Below are 16,616 nucleotides of genomic sequence, written 5' to 3' on the forward strand. Positions count from 1 at the left end.
CACGGGCGGCGCGTCCGCCCGGCCGGAGTGGTCAGTCCTCGGCAGCGGGTCGGCTACGCACCACCAACTCGTCGATCTCCAACCGGCCGACGCGCAGCTCCCGCACGATCGCCCGGCGGATCGCCAGCCGCCCGATGACCAACGCCCCGACGGCGACGGCTCCGACGGCCAGCGCCCCCACGGCGAGGGCTCCGAGCGAGGCCGCCCCCGCAGCCCGCGCGCCCGTGGCCGCCGCGCCGGTCGCCGGCGCACCGTTGGCCCGCGTCCCGGTCAACCGCATCACGCCCACCTCTCGCCTCATTCCTGCATTGTCGGCGTACCGCCGCCTACTCGCCCTCTCAGCTGCCGAAGAAAGTCAAGGCCGGCAACCCCCACGGGTTCCCGTCACCGGCTGTTCTGTTCCGGGCCGGCAGGCCGGACGTGCCTTAGGATTCCGCGAGGTATCCGCGCCGTCGGCGCGGAGGGCGGCACCGATCCGAGCGGCGAGACGGTGCCACCGGGTCAGGCGTGCGGTTCGAGGGAGTGTCGCAACGATGAGCAGCGCCGCACAAGGGCCGTTCACCAGGGACGATGTCTTCGCTGGCGACGGCGAGGTCGGCCGTGACCTCGCGAAGGTGGACTGGGCGTCGACTCCGCTGGGGGATCCCGCCGGGTGGCCGCAGAGCCTGCGGACGGCGGTGAGCATCCTGCTGTCGTCGCGCTTCCCGATGTGGATGGCCTGGGGTCCTCAGCTGACCTTCTTCTGCAACGCCGCGTACCGGCGCGACACCCTCGGCCGCAAGTACCCGTGGGCGCTGGGTCGACCGGCCAGTGAGGTGTGGGCGGAGATCTGGCCGGACATCGGCCCTCGGATCGATCGGGTGCTGACCACCGGCGTCGCGACGTGGGACACGGCGCTGCTGCTGTTTCTGGAGCGGTCCGGTTACCGGGAGGAGAGCTACCACACCTTCTCCTACAGCCCGCTGCGCAACGACGACAACGCCCTCATCGGCATGTTGTGCGTGGTCAGTGAGGACACCGACCGGGTCGTCGGCGAGCGGCGGATGGCCACGCTGCGTGATCTCGGGTCCGATCCCAGTGTGGTGCGTACCGAAGAGGAGATGTTGACCTTCGCCGGCCGGCAGCTCGGCCACAACGACCTCGACCTTCCGTTCACGGCGATCTACCTCCTCGACGACGACGGCAGCGCTCGCCTGGCGGCGGCCGCCGGCATCCCCGCAGGTCACCCCGCAGCCCCGAGCACGATCGCGGCCACCGAGTCGACCCCGGTATGGCCGGTGGCGGCGCTGGCGCGGGGCGAGTCACCGCTTGTCCCACTCGATGGCGCTCCGTTCGCAGACCTGCCGACCGGGGCCTGGTCGCAGCCGCCCACCCAGGCACTCGTGGTGCCGCTGCTGCAACAGGGCGACACGCCGTACGGCTTCCTGGTGGCCGGCCTGAACCGGTACCGACCGCTCGACGACGGGTACCGGGGCTTCGTCGAACTGGCCGCGGGCCACGTCGCTGCCGGTATCGCCAGCGCCCGCAGCTACCAGGCGCAGCAGCAGCGGGCCGAGGAACTCGCCGAGATCGACCGCGCGAAGACGGCGTTCTTCTCCAACATCAGCCACGAGTTCCGCACTCCACTGACGTTGATCATGGGTCCACTGGACGAGTTGCGTACCCGCCTCGGCGACACCGACGAGGGGGTACGCGAGGAGTTGCAGGTCATGCACCGCAACGGGCTGCGACTCGGAAAGCTGGTCAACGCGCTGCTGGACTTCTCCCGGATCGAAGCCGGACGGATGCAGGCCCACTACGAGCCGGTGGACCTCGCCGCGGTCACCGCGGATCTCGCCAGCGTGTTCCGCTCCGCCGTCGAACGCGCGGGTCTCACCTTCGAGGTGGACTGCCCCCCGCTACCCGAGCCGGTGTACCTCGACCGTGGCATGTGGGAAAAGATCATCCTGAACCTCCTCAGCAACGCCCTGAAGTTCACCTTCGACGGCGCCATCCGGGTGTGGGTGCGGGCAGAGCACGACCGGGCCGTGGTGACAGTTGTCGACACGGGGATCGGTGTGCCCGCCGAGGAGATGCCCCGACTGTTCGAACGGTTCCACCGCATCGACAACGCCCGCTCCCGCTCGAACGAGGGCAGTGGCATCGGCCTGGCGCTGGTGCGGGAACTCGTCGGGCTGCAGGGTGGTGACATCAGCGCCGACAGCACCGTCGGCCAGGGCACCACCTTCACCATCGGGCTGCCCTTCGGTAGCGGTCACCTGCCGCCGGGCACCGTCGCCTACGGCGGGGAGCGCGACGTGTCCGCCGCCGCCGAACCGTTCGTCGAGGAGGCGCTGCGCTGGCTCCCGCAGGAACCATCAGCGGGTACGCCCACCGAGGTCGCCGGACACGGCGGGTGGGAGACGACGACAGACGTACAGCCAAACTCGGCGCGCATCCTGGTCGCCGACGACAACGCCGACATGCGGGAGTACCTCAGCCGTCTGCTGCGCGCGGCCGGCTACCGGGTCGAGGCGGTCACCGACGGTCACCTGGCCCTGCAGGCGGCCCGCGCCCATCGACCCGATCTCGTCGTCAGCGACGTGATGATGCCCGGCCTGGACGGTCTGCAACTGGTAGCCGCGCTGCGCGCCGAACCCCGTACCGCCGGAACTCCGGTCCTGCTGCTGTCGGCGCGGGCAGGGCAGGAGGCCTCCATCGAGGGGTTGGAGGCGGGGGCGGACGACTACCTGGTCAAGCCGTTCGCCGCCGCCGAGCTGCTGGCCCGGGTGCGGACGAACGTGACGTTGGCCCGGCTGCGCAACCACCACGCCCGGTGGCGCACCGCCCTGATCGACTCGCTTCAGGAGGCCTTCTTCGTCTGCGACGAGGACGGCTCCGTCGTCGAGATCAACACCACCTTCACCGACATCCTCGGCTACGGCCCCGAAGGGCTTCCCTATTCCGCAAATCCCCCGTGGTGGCCGAGCCAGGAGACCGAGCCCGAGGCATACCAGCAGGTCACCGAAGCGCTCGCCCAGCTCACCGGTCAGACCAGCGGTGCGTACACCATCCCGGTGACGCACCGGGACGGCCACCGCCTGTGGGCCGCCGCCGCCTTCAACCAGGTGCAGGACCCGGACACCGGCCGACGGGTGATCGTCGGCACCTTCCGCGACGTCACGGCGGAGCACTACGCGGTGCAACGGGAGAGCGCACTGGCCGCCCTGAGCATCCGCCTGTCGCAGGCGGACAACCTCGCCGACGCGTTGCACGGCGCCCTCGACGAGCTACGGGGGCTGTGGCGGGCCACACGCGTGCTCGCGGCTGTCTTCGACGGCTCCCACACCCCGACGATCACCGCGACCGATCCTCACCAGCGCTGGGACACCCTCACCGACCAACGTCGGCGGACGCTCACCGACCTGCGCAATCGGCCCCTGCTCACCACTGTCGCGGACCACACCACGGGCGTCGGCATCGCCGTGGAACATCCCCACGGCACGATGGCCCTGTGGATCGACCTCGGCGAGAGGCGCCCCGTCACCGAACAGGACGAGACCCTGCTGGCCCTGCTGGCCGGCCACCTCGGCCAAGGGCTGCGCCGGGTGCAGCACATCGATCAGCAGCGGGAGACCGCCCTCGCGCTGCAACGGGCCATCCTCGGCCCCGCACAGCTGCCCAGCGGCTTCGCCGCGCGCTACGCTCCCGCCACCCGGCCGTTGAAGGTCGGCGGCGACTGGTACGACACCATCGCGCTCGTCGACGGGCAGATCGGCATCGTCGTCGGCGACTGCGTCGGTCACGGACTGCGCGCCGCCACCGTCATGGGCCAGCTCCGCAGCGCCTGCCGTGCCCTGCTGCTGCAGGACTCCAGCCCGTCGCGCACGCTCACCGCACTCGACCGTTTCGCCGCTCAGTTGCCCGGTGCCCTGTGCGCGACGGTCTTCTGCGGCGTCCTCGACCCGGCGACCGGTCAGCTGCGTTACGCCAGTGCCGGGCACCCTCCGGCCATCGTCACCTCACCCGACGGCAGCACCCGGTTGCTCGACCAGGGCCACTCCCGCCCCCTCGGCGTTCGCGGCAGCGCCGAGCGGCCCGAAGCCGAGGAACGAGTGCCGGCACGGGCCACCCTGATGCTCTACACCGACGGGCTCGTCGAACGCCGCCGCAAACCGCTCACCGCCGGCATCGGCCACGTCGTGACGGTGATCCAGAACGGACGCGCCCACCCCATCGAGACGCTCGCCACCGACGTCATGGACCAACTCAGCCCGCCGGGGGGATACGACGACGACGTCGCGGTCCTGCTCTACCGCCATCCCGGCCCGCTGGAACTCGACTTCGCCGCCGAACGCACCGGCCTCGCACCCGTGCGCAGCGCGCTGCGAAGCTGGCTCGAGCGCTGCGGACTGAGTCCCACCAACGCCTACAACGTCCTGGTGGCCGCCGGCGAGGCCTGCGCCAACGCCATCGAACACGGACACCGCGACAACCCCGGCGGACGGATCCGGCTACGGGCCACCGCCACCGCCGACGGCCTGCACCTCAGCGTCACCGACAGCGGGCACTGGAAGCCACCTCAGCCGGAAGCCGGCACCCACCGGGGACGAGGCCTGCTCCTCATGCGGGCCCTGATGGACGCCATCACCGTCACGCCCAGTGCCACCGGCACCACCATCGACATGCAGGCGAGGATCCCATGAGCACCACACTGACCCTCACCACCGGCCAGCAGCCCGACGGCGCCCTCGTACTGACCGCCATCGGGGAGGTCGACATGAGCAACGCCGCCGACTTCGGGGACGCTCTCACCCGCGCCGTGGAAGCCACCCCCGGCCCGCTGACTGTCGACCTGACCGCACTGGAATACCTCGACAGCGCGGGCTTGGCCGTCCTGTTCCCCCACGTCGAGCGGATCCACCTCATCGCCAGCCCACTCCTGGCTCCCGTCCTGACCATCGCCGGGCTCGCCGACCTGATGACGGTCACCGCTGCCTGACCTCCGACGGCAGGAGATGCCCACCGATGAAAGGCCGTTACGCCAACCTGAACCGAATCCGGACCCTCGACCCCGAGCGCGACTACCTGGACATCTACCAGACGATGCTGCGCTACGAGTTCCCGTGGGACATGAAGCTCGGCCTCAACCTCGCCTTCAACAGGTCCTTCTCCATCCCCGCCATCGCCGCGGTGCACACCACCACCGGTGAGCTGACCGATCGCACCCAGAAGCGGATCGACGACACCGGCCTGCTGATGTACGAGATGGTGCTCAACGGCTTCGATAAGCCCCGTGGTCGGGACGCGTTGCGGCGGGTCAACCAGATCCACCGCCCGTACGACATCGGCAACGACGACTTCCGCTACGTCCTCGGCTGCCTGGTGGTCGTTCCGACGCGGTGGCTGCAGGAGTACGGCTGGCGTCCGCCCTGTTGCCACGAGCGGCAGGCCACCTACCTGTTCTACCGGCAGCTCGGCCGACAAATGGGCATCACTGACATCCCCGGGTCGTACGAGGAGTTCGAAGCCTGGTTCACCGCGCACGACGCTGCTCACCTCCAGCCCAACGACGACGCGGCGGCCATCGAACGGGCCACCCGGATGCTGATGCTCACCCGGATCCCCCGGATGCTCGGACCGCTGGGAAACACACTGGTCAGTGCCATGTACGACGCGCCACTGCGGCAGGCGATGCGCGTCGACACGCCGCCGTGGCCGGTCCGGGCCGGCCTGCACGTGGCGCTGAAGCTGCGATCGCGGTCGCAACGGTGGTTCGGCGCGCCACGGACGACGGCGCTGTTCGCCGACGGGATCAAGACCAAGAGCTACCCCGACGGGTACGAGATCAGCCAGCTCGGCCCGCAGCACGACAGCCTGCACGAGTAGGACGACGCCTTGACCTGGTCCAGGCCGGCGAGGCCGACCTCTTCGGTGTGAACTCTCGGCAAGTCGGTTGGATGGGGCGTGGAACGAGGTCAGACCGACCGGCGCGCCTTGATCGACTCCGTTTCGGCGAAGTCGCGGTATCAACCCGTCCCGGATACCCCCACATCAGCGAAGTCGTGTGGATCATGCGTGAGATGGGCGGTCTGTCCGCAGGCGCGGGTGGTCAGGGACCTCGCGTCGGGGTTGAGGCTTCGCAATGTGTCCTGTTTGGGGGCATGGGCGTGTGGTCGGTGCCACCCGTCGGCAGCATCATGCAGATCACCGCCGCCGGCGTCCTCCTGCCCAGCCAACGCATCCCTGTCGGCGAGCCGGAGTTGCCACGCAGACACGAGAGGCAGCCTCTGCCAGGTGGCAGACTCAGCCCATGATCCGCTACGGCATTCAGGACTACCAGCCGCAATGGCTCAACGGCCGTAGCAACATCGCAGCCGCCCACGCCCGACGCCTCGCCGGACTGGTCGGCCTCACCCTGCAGCATGTCTGGTTGGTTTGGGACCTCGATGATGACGAGTGGTTCACCGACGCGCCCGTCCTGCTCGACTTCGGTGCCGAGCAGGTCGAGATCGATCATCAGAAGTTTGACGACCTCTCCATCACCTGGAACACCATCAACCCGCTCCGGGCAATCGAGGATCCCTACTTCCACCTCGCCTGGCGCCCGGACCCGACGCCGGAGCTTGTTGACCTTCCTGGCCACACGCTGCGCCACGTTGAACTGCTCGAATGGATCGGAGGTGACCAGGACATGGCAGACGGCAGTCTTGCGGTCGGCTTCGACCTCGATCCAGCATGGCTGACCGTCTTCAACGCCCTGGACGAGAACGGGCTCGAATGCCAGAAACCAGGACAGCGCTACCGGCGTAACCGCATCGACCCATGACCAACCCCACCGCGCGGTAGAGCCGCACCTACGTCGAACGCCGACGAGCGCCTGCGCAACGTTGTCGCACAGACCACCGTGACATGAATCAGGTGACGACCAGGCGGAAGACCTGCCGGGAACCGCCTTCCCGGCCCGGATCGGCAGCCTCGGCAGGGGTGAAACCAAGGCGCTCGTAGAAGACACGTGCACCGCTGACGGAGGCACCAGGGTGATCGGCCCCAAAGGTGACCACCTCAACGGTGCCCGGGCCCGACACAAACCTCCGCGTCACCTCCGCCATCAGCGCACGACCGACGCCCTTCCCCCGTGACTGCTCAGATACGACAAGCCAGAGGACGTGGTAGGTCGGGGCCTTCGCCGCGAACAACAGCCCACCCAGGAGATCCGGACCCGAGGAAACAGCGACGATCGCCGTCGACCGACGAACATGCTTTCGCACGGCGTCATGGAAGCCGAGATCCTCGACCATCGGGCCGAACCAGCACTCGACCTGAGCCGCCAGGCCAAGGAAACCATCGAAGTCCTGCTCTCCCGCAAGTCTGACGATCATCCGAGCAGTCTGACAGGAACAGGGCAAACCTTGCCTGACGCGGCACCAGCTGCGTACGCCTTCCGCTGAGGTCCGTGGGAGTGCGTGGCTCTGGGCCTCGGTTGTCGCCAGTTCCTCACCGCGCTCGACGCAGTGCCCCCGCGCCTGACCGTCAGGGCGATACCGGTACCGAACCCGCGACCTCTTCGGTGTGAACTCTCGGCAGGCTGATCGGACCGGGCACGATGGGAGGTCAGACGGCCTGTTGGTGCGCCTCTCGGCTCGGTTTGGCTGGCACCGATGCTGTACTGCTGACATCAGACGAGGCGCTGGATCCGCACCTTCGGGTGCACGTTCCTCAGGTGGCCGTGCTTGTGTTGGCGAACCTGTTCGTCCCAGACCTCCTGGTCGTAGTCCGAATCTGGCGGGATCCACCTGTGGGAGCCGTCGCTGTAATGGAACTTCTCGTCGCCGGGCCGCAGGATGCTCACCGAAGCCAGCCGAGGAACCGTCTGTGCAGCGCCCCCGCCGGCACCCAGGTCAGGTCCTCGGAGGCCCGTACCAGTTGGGCACCCAGGTAAATGGCCAGGGAGATCGGCGCGCCGTCGAACTCGGCGCGTAGCTCGCGCTGCCGGGTGCGGCAGGGCCACGGAGCATCGCAGCCACCGCAACTCCAGATCGGCAGCACCGGGCCATGCGTGGTCACGCGCGGCCTCCGAGCAGCGCCGCCGTCAGAGACCGCGCCTGCCGGGTGGTCGCCCAGTTCACCTGCCAGCACGGGTACGGCGTGAGCCGCGACCACCACGCCCGGCAGCCGGCGCAAAGACCGTCTTGCCCGGGCAGATGTACGAGCAGGATGTGCCGCTCGGCCTCGTTGATCACTGCTCCTCCTCGGTGGGCCAATGCCCCCGGTTGATCGGAATGCGGTGCCGGCTGCGACAGGGCAGTTCCGCCCCACAGCGGCAGTTCCAGCTCCACTTCCGCCACGACCACGCCGGGCGGTGTCGCCGTGCCAGGGTCATCGCGACGGCGATCAGGTACTGGTCGTAGGTCACTCGTCGCCATGGCGATGTCCTGTCCCGCATCACTGGCTCCCTCCACCGGGCAGCACTCCATGGCCGACCCCGAAACGACGGAACCGGATCTGGAACGTTCGGTAACTACGACGCTACGATCACGACGACGGCGGTTGGACTCACCCGCAGTACGAGTGAGCAGGCCAGATGAGCTGCCGCAGCCTTGATTCACGGCGGAACGTCGACCACGGGTCAACGTAGGGATGACGCATGAGAGGTCCCGGACGATCAATAGCGCATCGCGGCGAGGTGACCGGCTACCTGTTCAAGCTGATCCGGGAGTCGATCCCGCTCACTCAGGAGCAGATCGCCGTCGACCTGGACGTCGATCGCGTGACCGTGCAGAGCTGGGAATCCGGGCGCCGGCCATTCACCGCAGTACCGCTCGGGCAGACGATCGCCGTCCGACGCCGGCTCGGACAGCTCGGCGCGAACACGCTCCTGCTCGCCGCACTCGACGACGCCGCCGAGGCGGACCTCACCCTCGCCGCCGTCCTCGACGCACATGTGGACCGCTGCGACATCGCCGAACACCCGCTGGGCTGGTCCGTACTCACCCATCGTCTGACCGACTTGATCCTCTGGGCCGTCCTCGGGCAGACACCGACCTTCGCCAAAGGGCTACCCATCGCCCATCCCCGGCGTGGCCCAGTCGCGTCCGGACCGACCCTGCCCGTCGACGAGCAACGTACGTTCTTCGCTCAGCTTCACGTGCTCGCCGATCGCGCCGCAGCCGGACGGCATCGGAACGTGCTGCTGCACCGGCAAGCCTGCTTCCTCGCGGGCATGGACCCCACCAAGGCAGCAGCAGGATGGCTCACCCAGACCACCGCCCGAGCACACCGCACGACCACCTTTCACACCTGGTCACCGCTGTGGCCCGACGCCCGCTCCGTCGTCACGTCCCTCGCCAACCAGGGTGATCCGGAACCGTTACGGGACTTCATCGCTCGCGCCCACCCCGACGACGCCTGCGAGCGAGCAGCTCTCAACTACTCGGCCTACTGGGTGGGCGAGATCCCCTTCCGCCACCGCGACGACTCCTTCATGCCCAAAACGCTCGCTGACTGGCACGGCTCAGTCCTTCTTCGGCACCTGGTCCAGCGCCTCGATCCCGGGCATCCCTTCGTCGACCTCAACATCCACAACGCCTGGGCTTTGCTGGCCGCACGCCGCGGTCTCGCTCTCGACAACCCCACCACGACTCGGGCGCTCCTCGACCGCAGCGTCCCGCTGCTGGACAGTGACCGGATCTCCGCGCAGTCACGGCAGGAACTAACCTCTATCGTCTACAGCCTGCGGGCGGACGGACTCACCGGCACAGGGACGGGCAGATGACCGACGACCACGACGCCGCCGGAGCGATGAACTTCATCTTCGAAGCCGGCGTCCTCAAACGCGCCGCTCGAACCGGCTGGTGGTTCGCCGGCGTCAAGCAACCCGAATCCATCGCCGAACACTCGTTCCGAACGGCTCTCATCGGAATGATGCTCGCCGCCATGGAGGGCGCGGACCCAGCCCGGGTGTCGATGCTCTGCGTCCTGCACGACACCCAGGAAACCCGGATCACCGACATCCCCCACATCGCCAAGCGCTACCTCACCGCCGTACCCAACACCGCCGTCACCGCCGACCAGGTCGCCGCCTGTCCACCGGCCGTCGCCGACGTCATCACCGCCGCCGTCGCCGAATACGAAGCCGGCGAGACACTGGAAGCCGTCGTCGCCCGCGACGCCGACAAGCTGGAATGCCTTGTCCAAGCCGTCGAGTACCGCCACCAGGGCATCGACAACGTGCAGCGCTGGATCGACAGCTCACGAGCCGCTCTGAAGACCGCCAGCGCCCACCGCCTTGCCGACGCGGCGCTCAACGGACAACCCCTGGCCTGGCTCATACCCCCGCCGCAGCAGAAGTAAGCCTTCAACACTTGGCGTTGTGTTGACCGTTGACGGCCTGGCTCCACATGATGTGCGACGTGATCAGTTGGCTTCGGCGCCTGCCGGGCATCAACGTTTCGGCGGCGCAACGCGACGTGTGTCGACGATTCGCGGTCGAGCCATCGCCGCCGACCCAGCAGACGATGGTCGGCATCGCCCTGTCGCGCCCCGCGAGTTGGAGCCGCTCAACGCCCTGCGGCATCCGATTGCCGGCAACAGCAACGGCTGGTTCGTGTGGCGCGGCCCCGAGATTCCTCAGGATGACGACGGGTTCTTCGCGCCAGTGCATATCGAGCACCTCGACGAATACGCCCGCGAACTCGAGCCGTACCTGGCGCTTCCGCCGGGTTGGGGCGTTGTGTTGGCACCTGATTACGAGGACGTCTGGTACGACGAGAGCCTCCTCGACGTCTGACTCCGGCACGTCGTCGGTCGGCCGACGCAGCAGAGCACTAAGTTCGGCAACGCCGTCACTGACCTGCCCGATTAGCCGGTCGGTTCGGGCTTGATGCGAGATCAGACGGCCTACTCACTCACCTCGGCTCAATTTCTGCTGGCACCGTTGCTGAACCTGGCCGCCGCACTGCTGGCACGGCTTGGCCGTTCTCTCTGGTCCATCCAAGGAAGCGTCGGTGCAGCAAGCCGGCCGGTGTCCAGGGCATGTCCTCGGTCGCCTGGACGAGGTAGGACCCGAGGTAGAGAGCCATCGACACCGGAGCATCCGCATACTCCGCGAGCAGTTCGTGCTTCCGGGTGGCGCAGGGCCAGGGCAGGCCGCAGCCGCCGCAGCTCCAGATCGGCATGACCGGGCCATGGACGGTCACCGTAGACCCGCCAAGAGGCCAGAGGCGTTCGCCCGTGCCTGCCGGCGAGTCGCCCAACCGACCTGCCAGCACGGGTACGCGGTGAGCGGCGCCCACCACGTCCGACCGCCGCTGCACATCCCGTCGAATCCTCGGACGTGCACCGCAGTGACTGCCTTTTGCTGCCCGTTGATCACTGCTCACCTTCCTGCGGCCAGTGACCACGACCGATCGGTACCCGGTGCCTGGCGCGGCATGGCAGGTCTGCTCCACAGCGACAGACGTACTGCCAGAGCCGCCACGACCACACCGGCCGATGCCTACGGGCGAGAGTCAGCGCGGCGGCCGAGAGGTATTCGTCATACGAGACGCGCCGCACCGACCCTCCCTCGTTCGACCACGAGGACGGCTTCCTGCCCTCGAAGCTGGAGGGACGCGGCGACCAGGCGATACCGCACCGCCCACCGCATCCCGTGAGCACGAAGCTACGGTGGGTCGCGGAGCGGAATGGGTAAGGTTCCTACCCCTGGATCACGAGAGCAGCCCGACCTTGACCGCAAGGTCACGGGCGTCGTCACGAGTGGAACGCGGGCCGTCGAGCAGGTCCAAGGTGATCTGACGGGCGTACCCGTTGAAGCGGATCGTCTCCGGGGCCGACTCGTACGCCTGCCGGAGGGTCGACACGGCCGCCTCCTTGTCATCCTTGCCGTAGTGCGCCCGCGCGACCTCGATGAGATGACGGGCCCGCCGCGGCCTCGACGGGATCGCCGCAGAATCATGACGGTGCGCCTGTCGCACCGCCTCACCGGACTTCTGCAACTCCACGGCCACGGTCACCGCATGGGCACCCATGATGACCTGCGAAAACGATGTCTGCGGCTGATAGAAGCCCTGCGGCAGGCGCTGCGCCACGCGGTCCGCGCGATCCCAGTACCGCCAGGCCCGCCCTTCCTCACCAGCACGAGCGGCGGTGTAGGCAGCCTCGAAGTTCAGTGCACCCCAGAGCGCCAACAGGTTCGTGTTCCCGTCGGCCGCGCCCAGCTCCAGCGCCGACAGGAGGTCCAAGGTCACGGCCATCGCGGTGTCCCAGTCACCGGCATCCCGATGCACCTGGCACAGGAACCATCCCGCGCACGCCACCGCCTCCGGGTCGCCGGACTCCTGCGCCGCCACCATCGCCCGGTCCGCGACCCGCCACAACAACTCCGCAGCGGGCTGATAAGCAAGGAACATCTGCGTCAGCCCGAATGTCTCCGCCAACAAGGCCTGAGCATGCTGACGCTCAACGCCCTCGTACGCCAACGCGGCGCGCTGCACGTCGCGCAGCAGCCCCGGCAACAACCCGCCCAGCACCGTGCGGTGATCCGACGCCTGATGGCGTGCCCGCCATGCCACGGCAAGGCGCTCCTTCAAGCTCGTCAACGACTCCGGAGGATCCTCGTCGGACATCGTGAAGCGGTTCAAGGCGTCCCGGACGGACCCCAGCGCGGGGTGTTCCGGCCCGTTCACCGCAGCAGACCGGCCACCCAACTCCCCGGCCAACGCGGATACCTCGACTTTTAGAGCACGAGCGATGCGATCCAGCATGTGAATGCGCGGCGGCAGGATGCGGTCGGTCTCCACTGCCTTGACCCACTCGGCGCTACGCCCCACCAACCCACCGAGCACCGCACGAGTCTTCCCGGACCGCTCGCGATAGACCTTCAACCGCTGCCCGAAAGTCAACTCCGGCAAGGAATCCATCCCGGACCTCCTCGTAGCACGGGACGCATCGTCGGCACCCAGGCCCCCGTACCACCGACGCTACCGGCCTGTCCGCTGCCTCATAACCCCCACACGCCGCGAGTCAGCTTGCCGCTCAACCTGAAGGTGACCTACGTGCCCGACTCGAAGTTCTGGAGCCTGCAGTGGCGGGAGTTCGGCGTCCTGATCGCGATGACCGCCGTGCTGTCCCTGCTGTCGCTCTGGTGGGTACGCCGCAGACTGGTGCGACGGCACGGCCGGTGAGGGGGTAGGCGGCGCGACTGCCGCCACCGGCCAGCGCGGGGAAACGGCTTCCCTTAGTGTTCGGCAATGCAGATCATCGAAGGCGCTGGTCGATGGACCGCCCCCGCCGGGACCGTCAACGACTGGGTCGAACACCTGAGGGTGCCGGACCTGTCGGTGGGGACGTACTGCATCCCAGCGGACGGTCTCGACGATCAGAGCCCGCACACCGAGGACGAGATCTACGTGGTCACCGCCGGGCGGGCCCGGATCGTGACCCCGGACGGCGCAGCCGAGGTGGGCCCGGGTTCGGTGATCTTCGTGCCGGCCGGCGAGGAGCACCGGTTCGACGAGGTGACCGAGGACCTGGCACTGCTGGTGGTGTTCGGTCCGGCGTACGGCTCGCGCGCACCAGACCGGCGAGCCGGGTAGTCGGTCCCAGCCCTGGCTACAGGTCGACGGCCCGCTCCGGGCAGCGCCGTACACCCGCTCAGATCGCTCAACGGCGCACCCGATAGCGCAGGTGGAGCACCCGGTTGCCCTGAATCACCACGTCGGGATCCTCCAACAGGTGCTGCGCGTCGACCGACCCGAAGTAGCGCTTGCCGGACCCCAACACCACGGGTACGACGTCCATGCGCACCTCGTCGATCAGCCCTGCGGCAAGCACCTGGCCACCGACGTCGCCGGCGGCGACCTCGACGAGGCGGTCACCCGCCAACTCCTGCGCCTTGGCCACGGCCGCCTCGACACCGTCGACGAAGTGGAACGGCGCATCGGGGTCCCAGCCCTCGGGCGCCGGTCGGTGCGTCACGACGACCACGTGGTCGACCCCGCCCGGAGGCTTCCCGTCCCAGCCGTCCGTCATGTCGAAGACGTGGCGGCCGGCGATTGTCGTCCCGATCTGGTCCCAGTACGGCCGGGTGTGGTCGTAGGACGCCTGCGACACCTTCAACACGCCGCTCTCGTCGAGCGGCACGTCACCGCTGAGCAACCAGTCGAACAGCGGGCCAGGCTGGTCGTTCTCGTCCGCGATGAAGCCGTCCACCGACACCGAGCCGTACATGACTACATCGCCCACAGGCGCTCCTCTGTTTGGGGAATCCCCACAGGTTAGAGCCTCGCGGGCCGCCACTCTTGTAAGAAATCAATCGGCCGGCAGCGGCCAGCCGTCCAATACGTGACCGGGGTGTTCGCGCAGGAACCGCCGACGGACCTCGACGTACCGGGTCGGTGTGAGCCCGGTGAAGGCCCGGAACTCGTGGCCGAAGTGAGCCTGGTCGAAGTAGCCCGCGCTGTTGGCGAGGTCGGCCCAGTCGATCGGTTCGGCCGGGTTGATCGAGAGCACCGTGGCGGTGAAACGGTAGGCACGGGCCAACCGCTTCGGTGTGACGCCGACGAGCTCCTTGAACCGCCGCGCCAGGTGAGTGCTGCTGACACCGGCGGAAACCCTCAGGTCGTCGATAGCTGCCGCCCCGCTGGTCGCCGCGATGATGCGGCTCGTATGGCGGACCAGCCCCAGGCCGGCGGTCTCGCACAGCCGTCGCATCAGCTCCTCCTCGATCAGCGTCAGCATCTCGTACGGTCCCTTGGCGGTAGCCAGCCGGTCTCGCAGCTCGGCGATGGCGGGTCGACCCCACGCCTGCTCCAAGGACACCGGCCGGTCACACAGCTCGGCCGCTGGCATCGGCAGGAACGGCGCCGGCCCCCACGGCTTGAAGTGCACGCCGACGGACCGGGTCCAAGGTGGGTAGCCGAACTCCAACGCGCGGCTGGGCGTGGTGACCACGCAGCCGTCGGCGTACTCGGTCGTCTCGATGTCGGTGCCGGCACGGATGCGGAACGGCGCCCCGAGATTGACGATGAGGAACGCCGCCGGACTTGCCGGCAGCGTCAGCCGGGCGTACGGCGGAGCGCCCTCCAGGTAGTAGAGGTCGTCGATCAGCCCGTCCAGCGGCGGTCGCGGCACTCTGGACACGTACTCCACGCCCACAGCATCACCGACGCCCCGTCGGAGACGTGCGCCGGGATGGCCCCGACCGACGCCGATCCGGAGACCAGTTCAGGTTCTGTCGCGGTGGCGGCGGGATTCGATGTCGCGCAGCACGTCGGGGTCCCACTGGCTGGCATTCCAGTCGTCGGATTGGGACTAGCGATAGGCGCCTCTTCGAACGACAAGCCCGCGCATCGGCACCGCACGTGCCGTGGCGGTCGGATCAAGGGCTTGGTCGGCGCACCAGCGGAGGACGACTCTCAGGCGGGACGGTGGCTGGTTGACCGCTTACAGATCCATGGCGTAGACCCGGACCTGGCGGCCGGTATCCGGCTGCACCGTCTCGCGCTCCAGGGTCATGCCCAGCTTGACCATCACTCGCGCTGACGCCTCGTTGCCGACAACATGGATGCTGACCAGCCGCCGCAGTCCAAGCTCGGCACGAGCATGGGCGACCACGGACTGGGCCGCCTCGGTGGCCAGGCCTCGGCCCCAATGCGCACGGCCAAGCCGCCAGCCGATCTCCACGGCCGGCATGATCTCGGGCAGGAAGGTTGGCACGGCCAGCCCGGTGAAACCGGCCAGCTCGCCGGTCTCCTTGACTTCCACCGCGTACAACCCGAAGCCGTGCTCATCCCAGTGCCGCCGATAAATGGCCAAGCGCTCTGCGGTGGCTGCCCGGTCCAGGGTGCGACCGTCATGGATGTAGCGCATCACCTCAGGCTGTGCGTTCACCGCAGCCAAGCCGTCCAGGTCGTTGCTCTGCCAGCGTCGCAACAGCAGCCGCGGAGTTTCCAGGGACGTGGGATCAAGGAGACTGGTCATGTCAGGTGCGTCCCTTCGTAGCAAGACGGCGACGGAACTCGGCTCCGAGCCGCGATGTCCCGACGGCCGGTGGCACCGTCGATGAGCGAACGACAGCGACCGGGACAAGGCCTGCCTGACGTCAGGCGAGCCGGGACGCCGACGGGCTCCTGACTCGCTAGCCGGCGCTTGCCTCACGTTGGATCTGCTCGAATTGAGCGGCCATCGCAGCGGCCAGGGCCTGCGCGGCGGACAGCGGACGCACCATGACCGTGAAGTCATCGATCAAGCCGCGCTCGTCCAGGTGCAGGAAGTCACAACCCTCGACGGCCACGTCGCCTATTCGCGCCTCGAAAACCAGCGCGTGATCGCGGCCGCCCTCGCCGCTCAGCTCACGGACATACCGGAAGTCCTCGAAGACCCGCAGCACACCCCGCAGGATCGCTGCGGTGATTGCCTTGCCCGGATAGGGCTTGAAGGCCACCGGGCTGCGAAACACCACGTTGTCGGCCAGGGTTGCCGCAAGGGCATCGGGGTCCCGTGCTTCCACCGCCGCACGAAAGTCGATCACCACCCCAGCGTACGGGTCTCGCCTGAAGGCCCATCGTCGATGCCGCTTGGGATGAGATCCACATGATCCAGAACGATTCCAGCGGCGTTGACTCGGAGCCAGGTAA

Annotated in this window: 21 protein-coding genes; 9 read left to right on the forward strand and 12 right to left on the reverse strand. The window is 68.3% G+C overall.

Translation table 11 applies throughout. The features are described from left to right. Window positions 1-31: 31 nt before the first annotated feature. The gene (locus GA0070612_RS25125; RefSeq protein ID WP_088990160.1) at window positions 32-301 is read right to left on the reverse strand and encodes a hypothetical protein; all 270 of its coding nucleotides are present in this window, start codon (window positions 299-301) and stop codon (window positions 32-34) included. A 232-nt stretch (window positions 302-533) separates the two neighbouring features. Between GA0070612_RS25125 and GA0070612_RS25130 the strand changes: the two genes are divergently transcribed. The 4 genes from GA0070612_RS25130 (at window position 534) to GA0070612_RS25145 (ending at window position 6,808) form a co-directional block, all read left to right on the forward strand. Continuing rightward, window positions 534-4,685 carry a SpoIIE family protein phosphatase gene (locus tag GA0070612_RS25130; RefSeq protein ID WP_088990161.1) on the forward strand — a complete coding sequence of 1,384 codons (4,152 nt, stop codon included), beginning with the start codon at window positions 534-536 and terminating at the stop codon, window positions 4,683-4,685. Then, complete coding sequence (locus GA0070612_RS25135; protein WP_088990162.1) at window positions 4,682-4,981, forward strand: STAS domain-containing protein; 300 nt, start codon at window positions 4,682-4,684, stop codon at window positions 4,979-4,981. Before GA0070612_RS25130 ends, GA0070612_RS25135 begins: the two co-directional genes overlap by 4 nt. A gap of 26 nt (window positions 4,982-5,007) precedes the next feature. Continuing rightward, complete coding sequence (locus GA0070612_RS25140) at window positions 5,008-5,868, forward strand: oxygenase MpaB family protein (protein ID WP_088990163.1); 861 nt, start codon at window positions 5,008-5,010, stop codon at window positions 5,866-5,868. A 424-nt stretch (window positions 5,869-6,292) separates the two neighbouring features. Further along, on the forward strand, window positions 6,293-6,808 hold the full coding sequence (locus GA0070612_RS25145; protein WP_088990164.1) for a hypothetical protein: 516 nt from the start codon (window positions 6,293-6,295) through the stop codon (window positions 6,806-6,808). A gap of 88 nt (window positions 6,809-6,896) precedes the next feature. On the opposite strand, the gene GA0070612_RS25150 is transcribed toward GA0070612_RS25145, so the two are convergent. The 5 genes from GA0070612_RS25150 to GA0070612_RS32285 all read right to left on the reverse strand — a co-directional run bounded on the left by GA0070612_RS25150 (window position 6,897) and on the right by GA0070612_RS32285 (window position 8,425). Further along, window positions 6,897-7,361, reverse strand: a complete 465-nt coding sequence (locus tag GA0070612_RS25150) for a GNAT family N-acetyltransferase (RefSeq protein WP_088990165.1) — start codon at window positions 7,359-7,361, stop codon at window positions 6,897-6,899. A gap of 296 nt (window positions 7,362-7,657) precedes the next feature. Beyond that, on the reverse strand, window positions 7,658-7,831 hold the full coding sequence (locus tag GA0070612_RS32005) for a hypothetical protein (protein WP_167393676.1): 174 nt from the start codon (window positions 7,829-7,831) through the stop codon (window positions 7,658-7,660). Then, the gene (locus GA0070612_RS25155; RefSeq protein WP_088990166.1) at window positions 7,828-8,046 is read right to left on the reverse strand and encodes a hypothetical protein; all 219 of its coding nucleotides are present in this window, start codon (window positions 8,044-8,046) and stop codon (window positions 7,828-7,830) included. Before GA0070612_RS25155 ends, GA0070612_RS32005 begins: the two co-directional genes overlap by 4 nt. After that, entirely contained in the window at window positions 8,043-8,222 is a 180-nt protein-coding gene (locus tag GA0070612_RS32280) for a hypothetical protein (RefSeq protein ID WP_197699512.1), read from the reverse strand. Before GA0070612_RS32280 ends, GA0070612_RS25155 begins: the two co-directional genes overlap by 4 nt. Further along, a complete protein-coding gene (locus GA0070612_RS32285; protein ID WP_197699236.1) occupies window positions 8,219-8,425 on the reverse strand; it encodes a hypothetical protein in 207 nt (68 codons plus the stop codon). Before GA0070612_RS32285 ends, GA0070612_RS32280 begins: the two co-directional genes overlap by 4 nt. 201 nt (window positions 8,426-8,626) lie before the next feature. Between GA0070612_RS32285 and GA0070612_RS25165 the strand changes: the two genes are divergently transcribed. The 3 genes from GA0070612_RS25165 to GA0070612_RS25175 are packed head-to-tail and all read left to right on the forward strand — an operon-like array spanning window position 8,627 to window position 10,768. Next, entirely contained in the window at window positions 8,627-9,754 is a 1,128-nt protein-coding gene (locus GA0070612_RS25165) for a helix-turn-helix domain-containing protein (RefSeq protein ID WP_088990168.1), read from the forward strand. After that, window positions 9,751-10,332, forward strand: coding sequence for an HD domain-containing protein (locus GA0070612_RS25170; protein WP_088990169.1), 582 nt, complete (start codon window positions 9,751-9,753; stop codon window positions 10,330-10,332). Before GA0070612_RS25165 ends, GA0070612_RS25170 begins: the two co-directional genes overlap by 4 nt. A 19-nt stretch (window positions 10,333-10,351) precedes the next feature. Next, window positions 10,352-10,768, forward strand: a complete 417-nt coding sequence (locus GA0070612_RS25175; protein ID WP_231924330.1) for an immunity protein Imm33 domain-containing protein — start codon at window positions 10,352-10,354, stop codon at window positions 10,766-10,768. A gap of 118 nt (window positions 10,769-10,886) precedes the next feature. On the opposite strand, the gene GA0070612_RS32680 is transcribed toward GA0070612_RS25175, so the two are convergent. Continuing rightward, the gene (locus GA0070612_RS32680) at window positions 10,887-11,177 is read right to left on the reverse strand and encodes a hypothetical protein (RefSeq protein WP_088990170.1); all 291 of its coding nucleotides are present in this window, start codon (window positions 11,175-11,177) and stop codon (window positions 10,887-10,889) included. Between the two features lie 510 nt (window positions 11,178-11,687). Next, window positions 11,688-12,899 carry a helix-turn-helix domain-containing protein gene (locus GA0070612_RS25195; RefSeq protein WP_088990173.1) on the reverse strand — a complete coding sequence of 404 codons (1,212 nt, stop codon included), beginning with the start codon at window positions 12,897-12,899 and terminating at the stop codon, window positions 11,688-11,690. 135 nt (window positions 12,900-13,034) lie between these two features. On the opposite strand from GA0070612_RS25195, the gene GA0070612_RS32875 reads away from it, so the two are divergent. After that, complete coding sequence (locus GA0070612_RS32875; RefSeq protein ID WP_269458272.1) at window positions 13,035-13,163, forward strand: hypothetical protein; 129 nt, start codon at window positions 13,035-13,037, stop codon at window positions 13,161-13,163. 66 nt (window positions 13,164-13,229) lie between these two features. Next, entirely contained in the window at window positions 13,230-13,574 is a 345-nt protein-coding gene (locus GA0070612_RS25200) for a cupin domain-containing protein (protein WP_088990174.1), read from the forward strand. A 67-nt stretch (window positions 13,575-13,641) separates the two neighbouring features. On the opposite strand, the gene GA0070612_RS25205 is transcribed toward GA0070612_RS25200, so the two are convergent. The 4 genes from GA0070612_RS25205 to GA0070612_RS25220 all read right to left on the reverse strand — a co-directional run bounded on the left by GA0070612_RS25205 (window position 13,642) and on the right by GA0070612_RS25220 (window position 16,510). Then, window positions 13,642-14,223, reverse strand: coding sequence for a dihydrofolate reductase family protein (locus GA0070612_RS25205; RefSeq protein ID WP_088990175.1), 582 nt, complete (start codon window positions 14,221-14,223; stop codon window positions 13,642-13,644). 66 nt (window positions 14,224-14,289) lie between these two features. Continuing rightward, window positions 14,290-15,129, reverse strand: coding sequence for a helix-turn-helix domain-containing protein (locus GA0070612_RS25210; protein WP_231924331.1), 840 nt, complete (start codon window positions 15,127-15,129; stop codon window positions 14,290-14,292). Window positions 15,130-15,423: 294 nt separating this feature from the next. Beyond that, a complete protein-coding gene (locus GA0070612_RS25215; protein ID WP_088990177.1) occupies window positions 15,424-15,960 on the reverse strand; it encodes a GNAT family N-acetyltransferase in 537 nt (178 codons plus the stop codon). Between the two features lie 157 nt (window positions 15,961-16,117). Then, window positions 16,118-16,510, reverse strand: a complete 393-nt coding sequence (locus GA0070612_RS25220) for a nuclear transport factor 2 family protein (RefSeq protein WP_088991751.1) — start codon at window positions 16,508-16,510, stop codon at window positions 16,118-16,120. Window positions 16,511-16,616: the final 106 nt, after the last annotated feature.

This window comes from Micromonospora chokoriensis, from assembly GCF_900091505.1.
In the GTDB taxonomy this organism is placed as follows: Bacteria; Actinomycetota; Actinomycetes; order Mycobacteriales; family Micromonosporaceae; genus Micromonospora; species Micromonospora chokoriensis.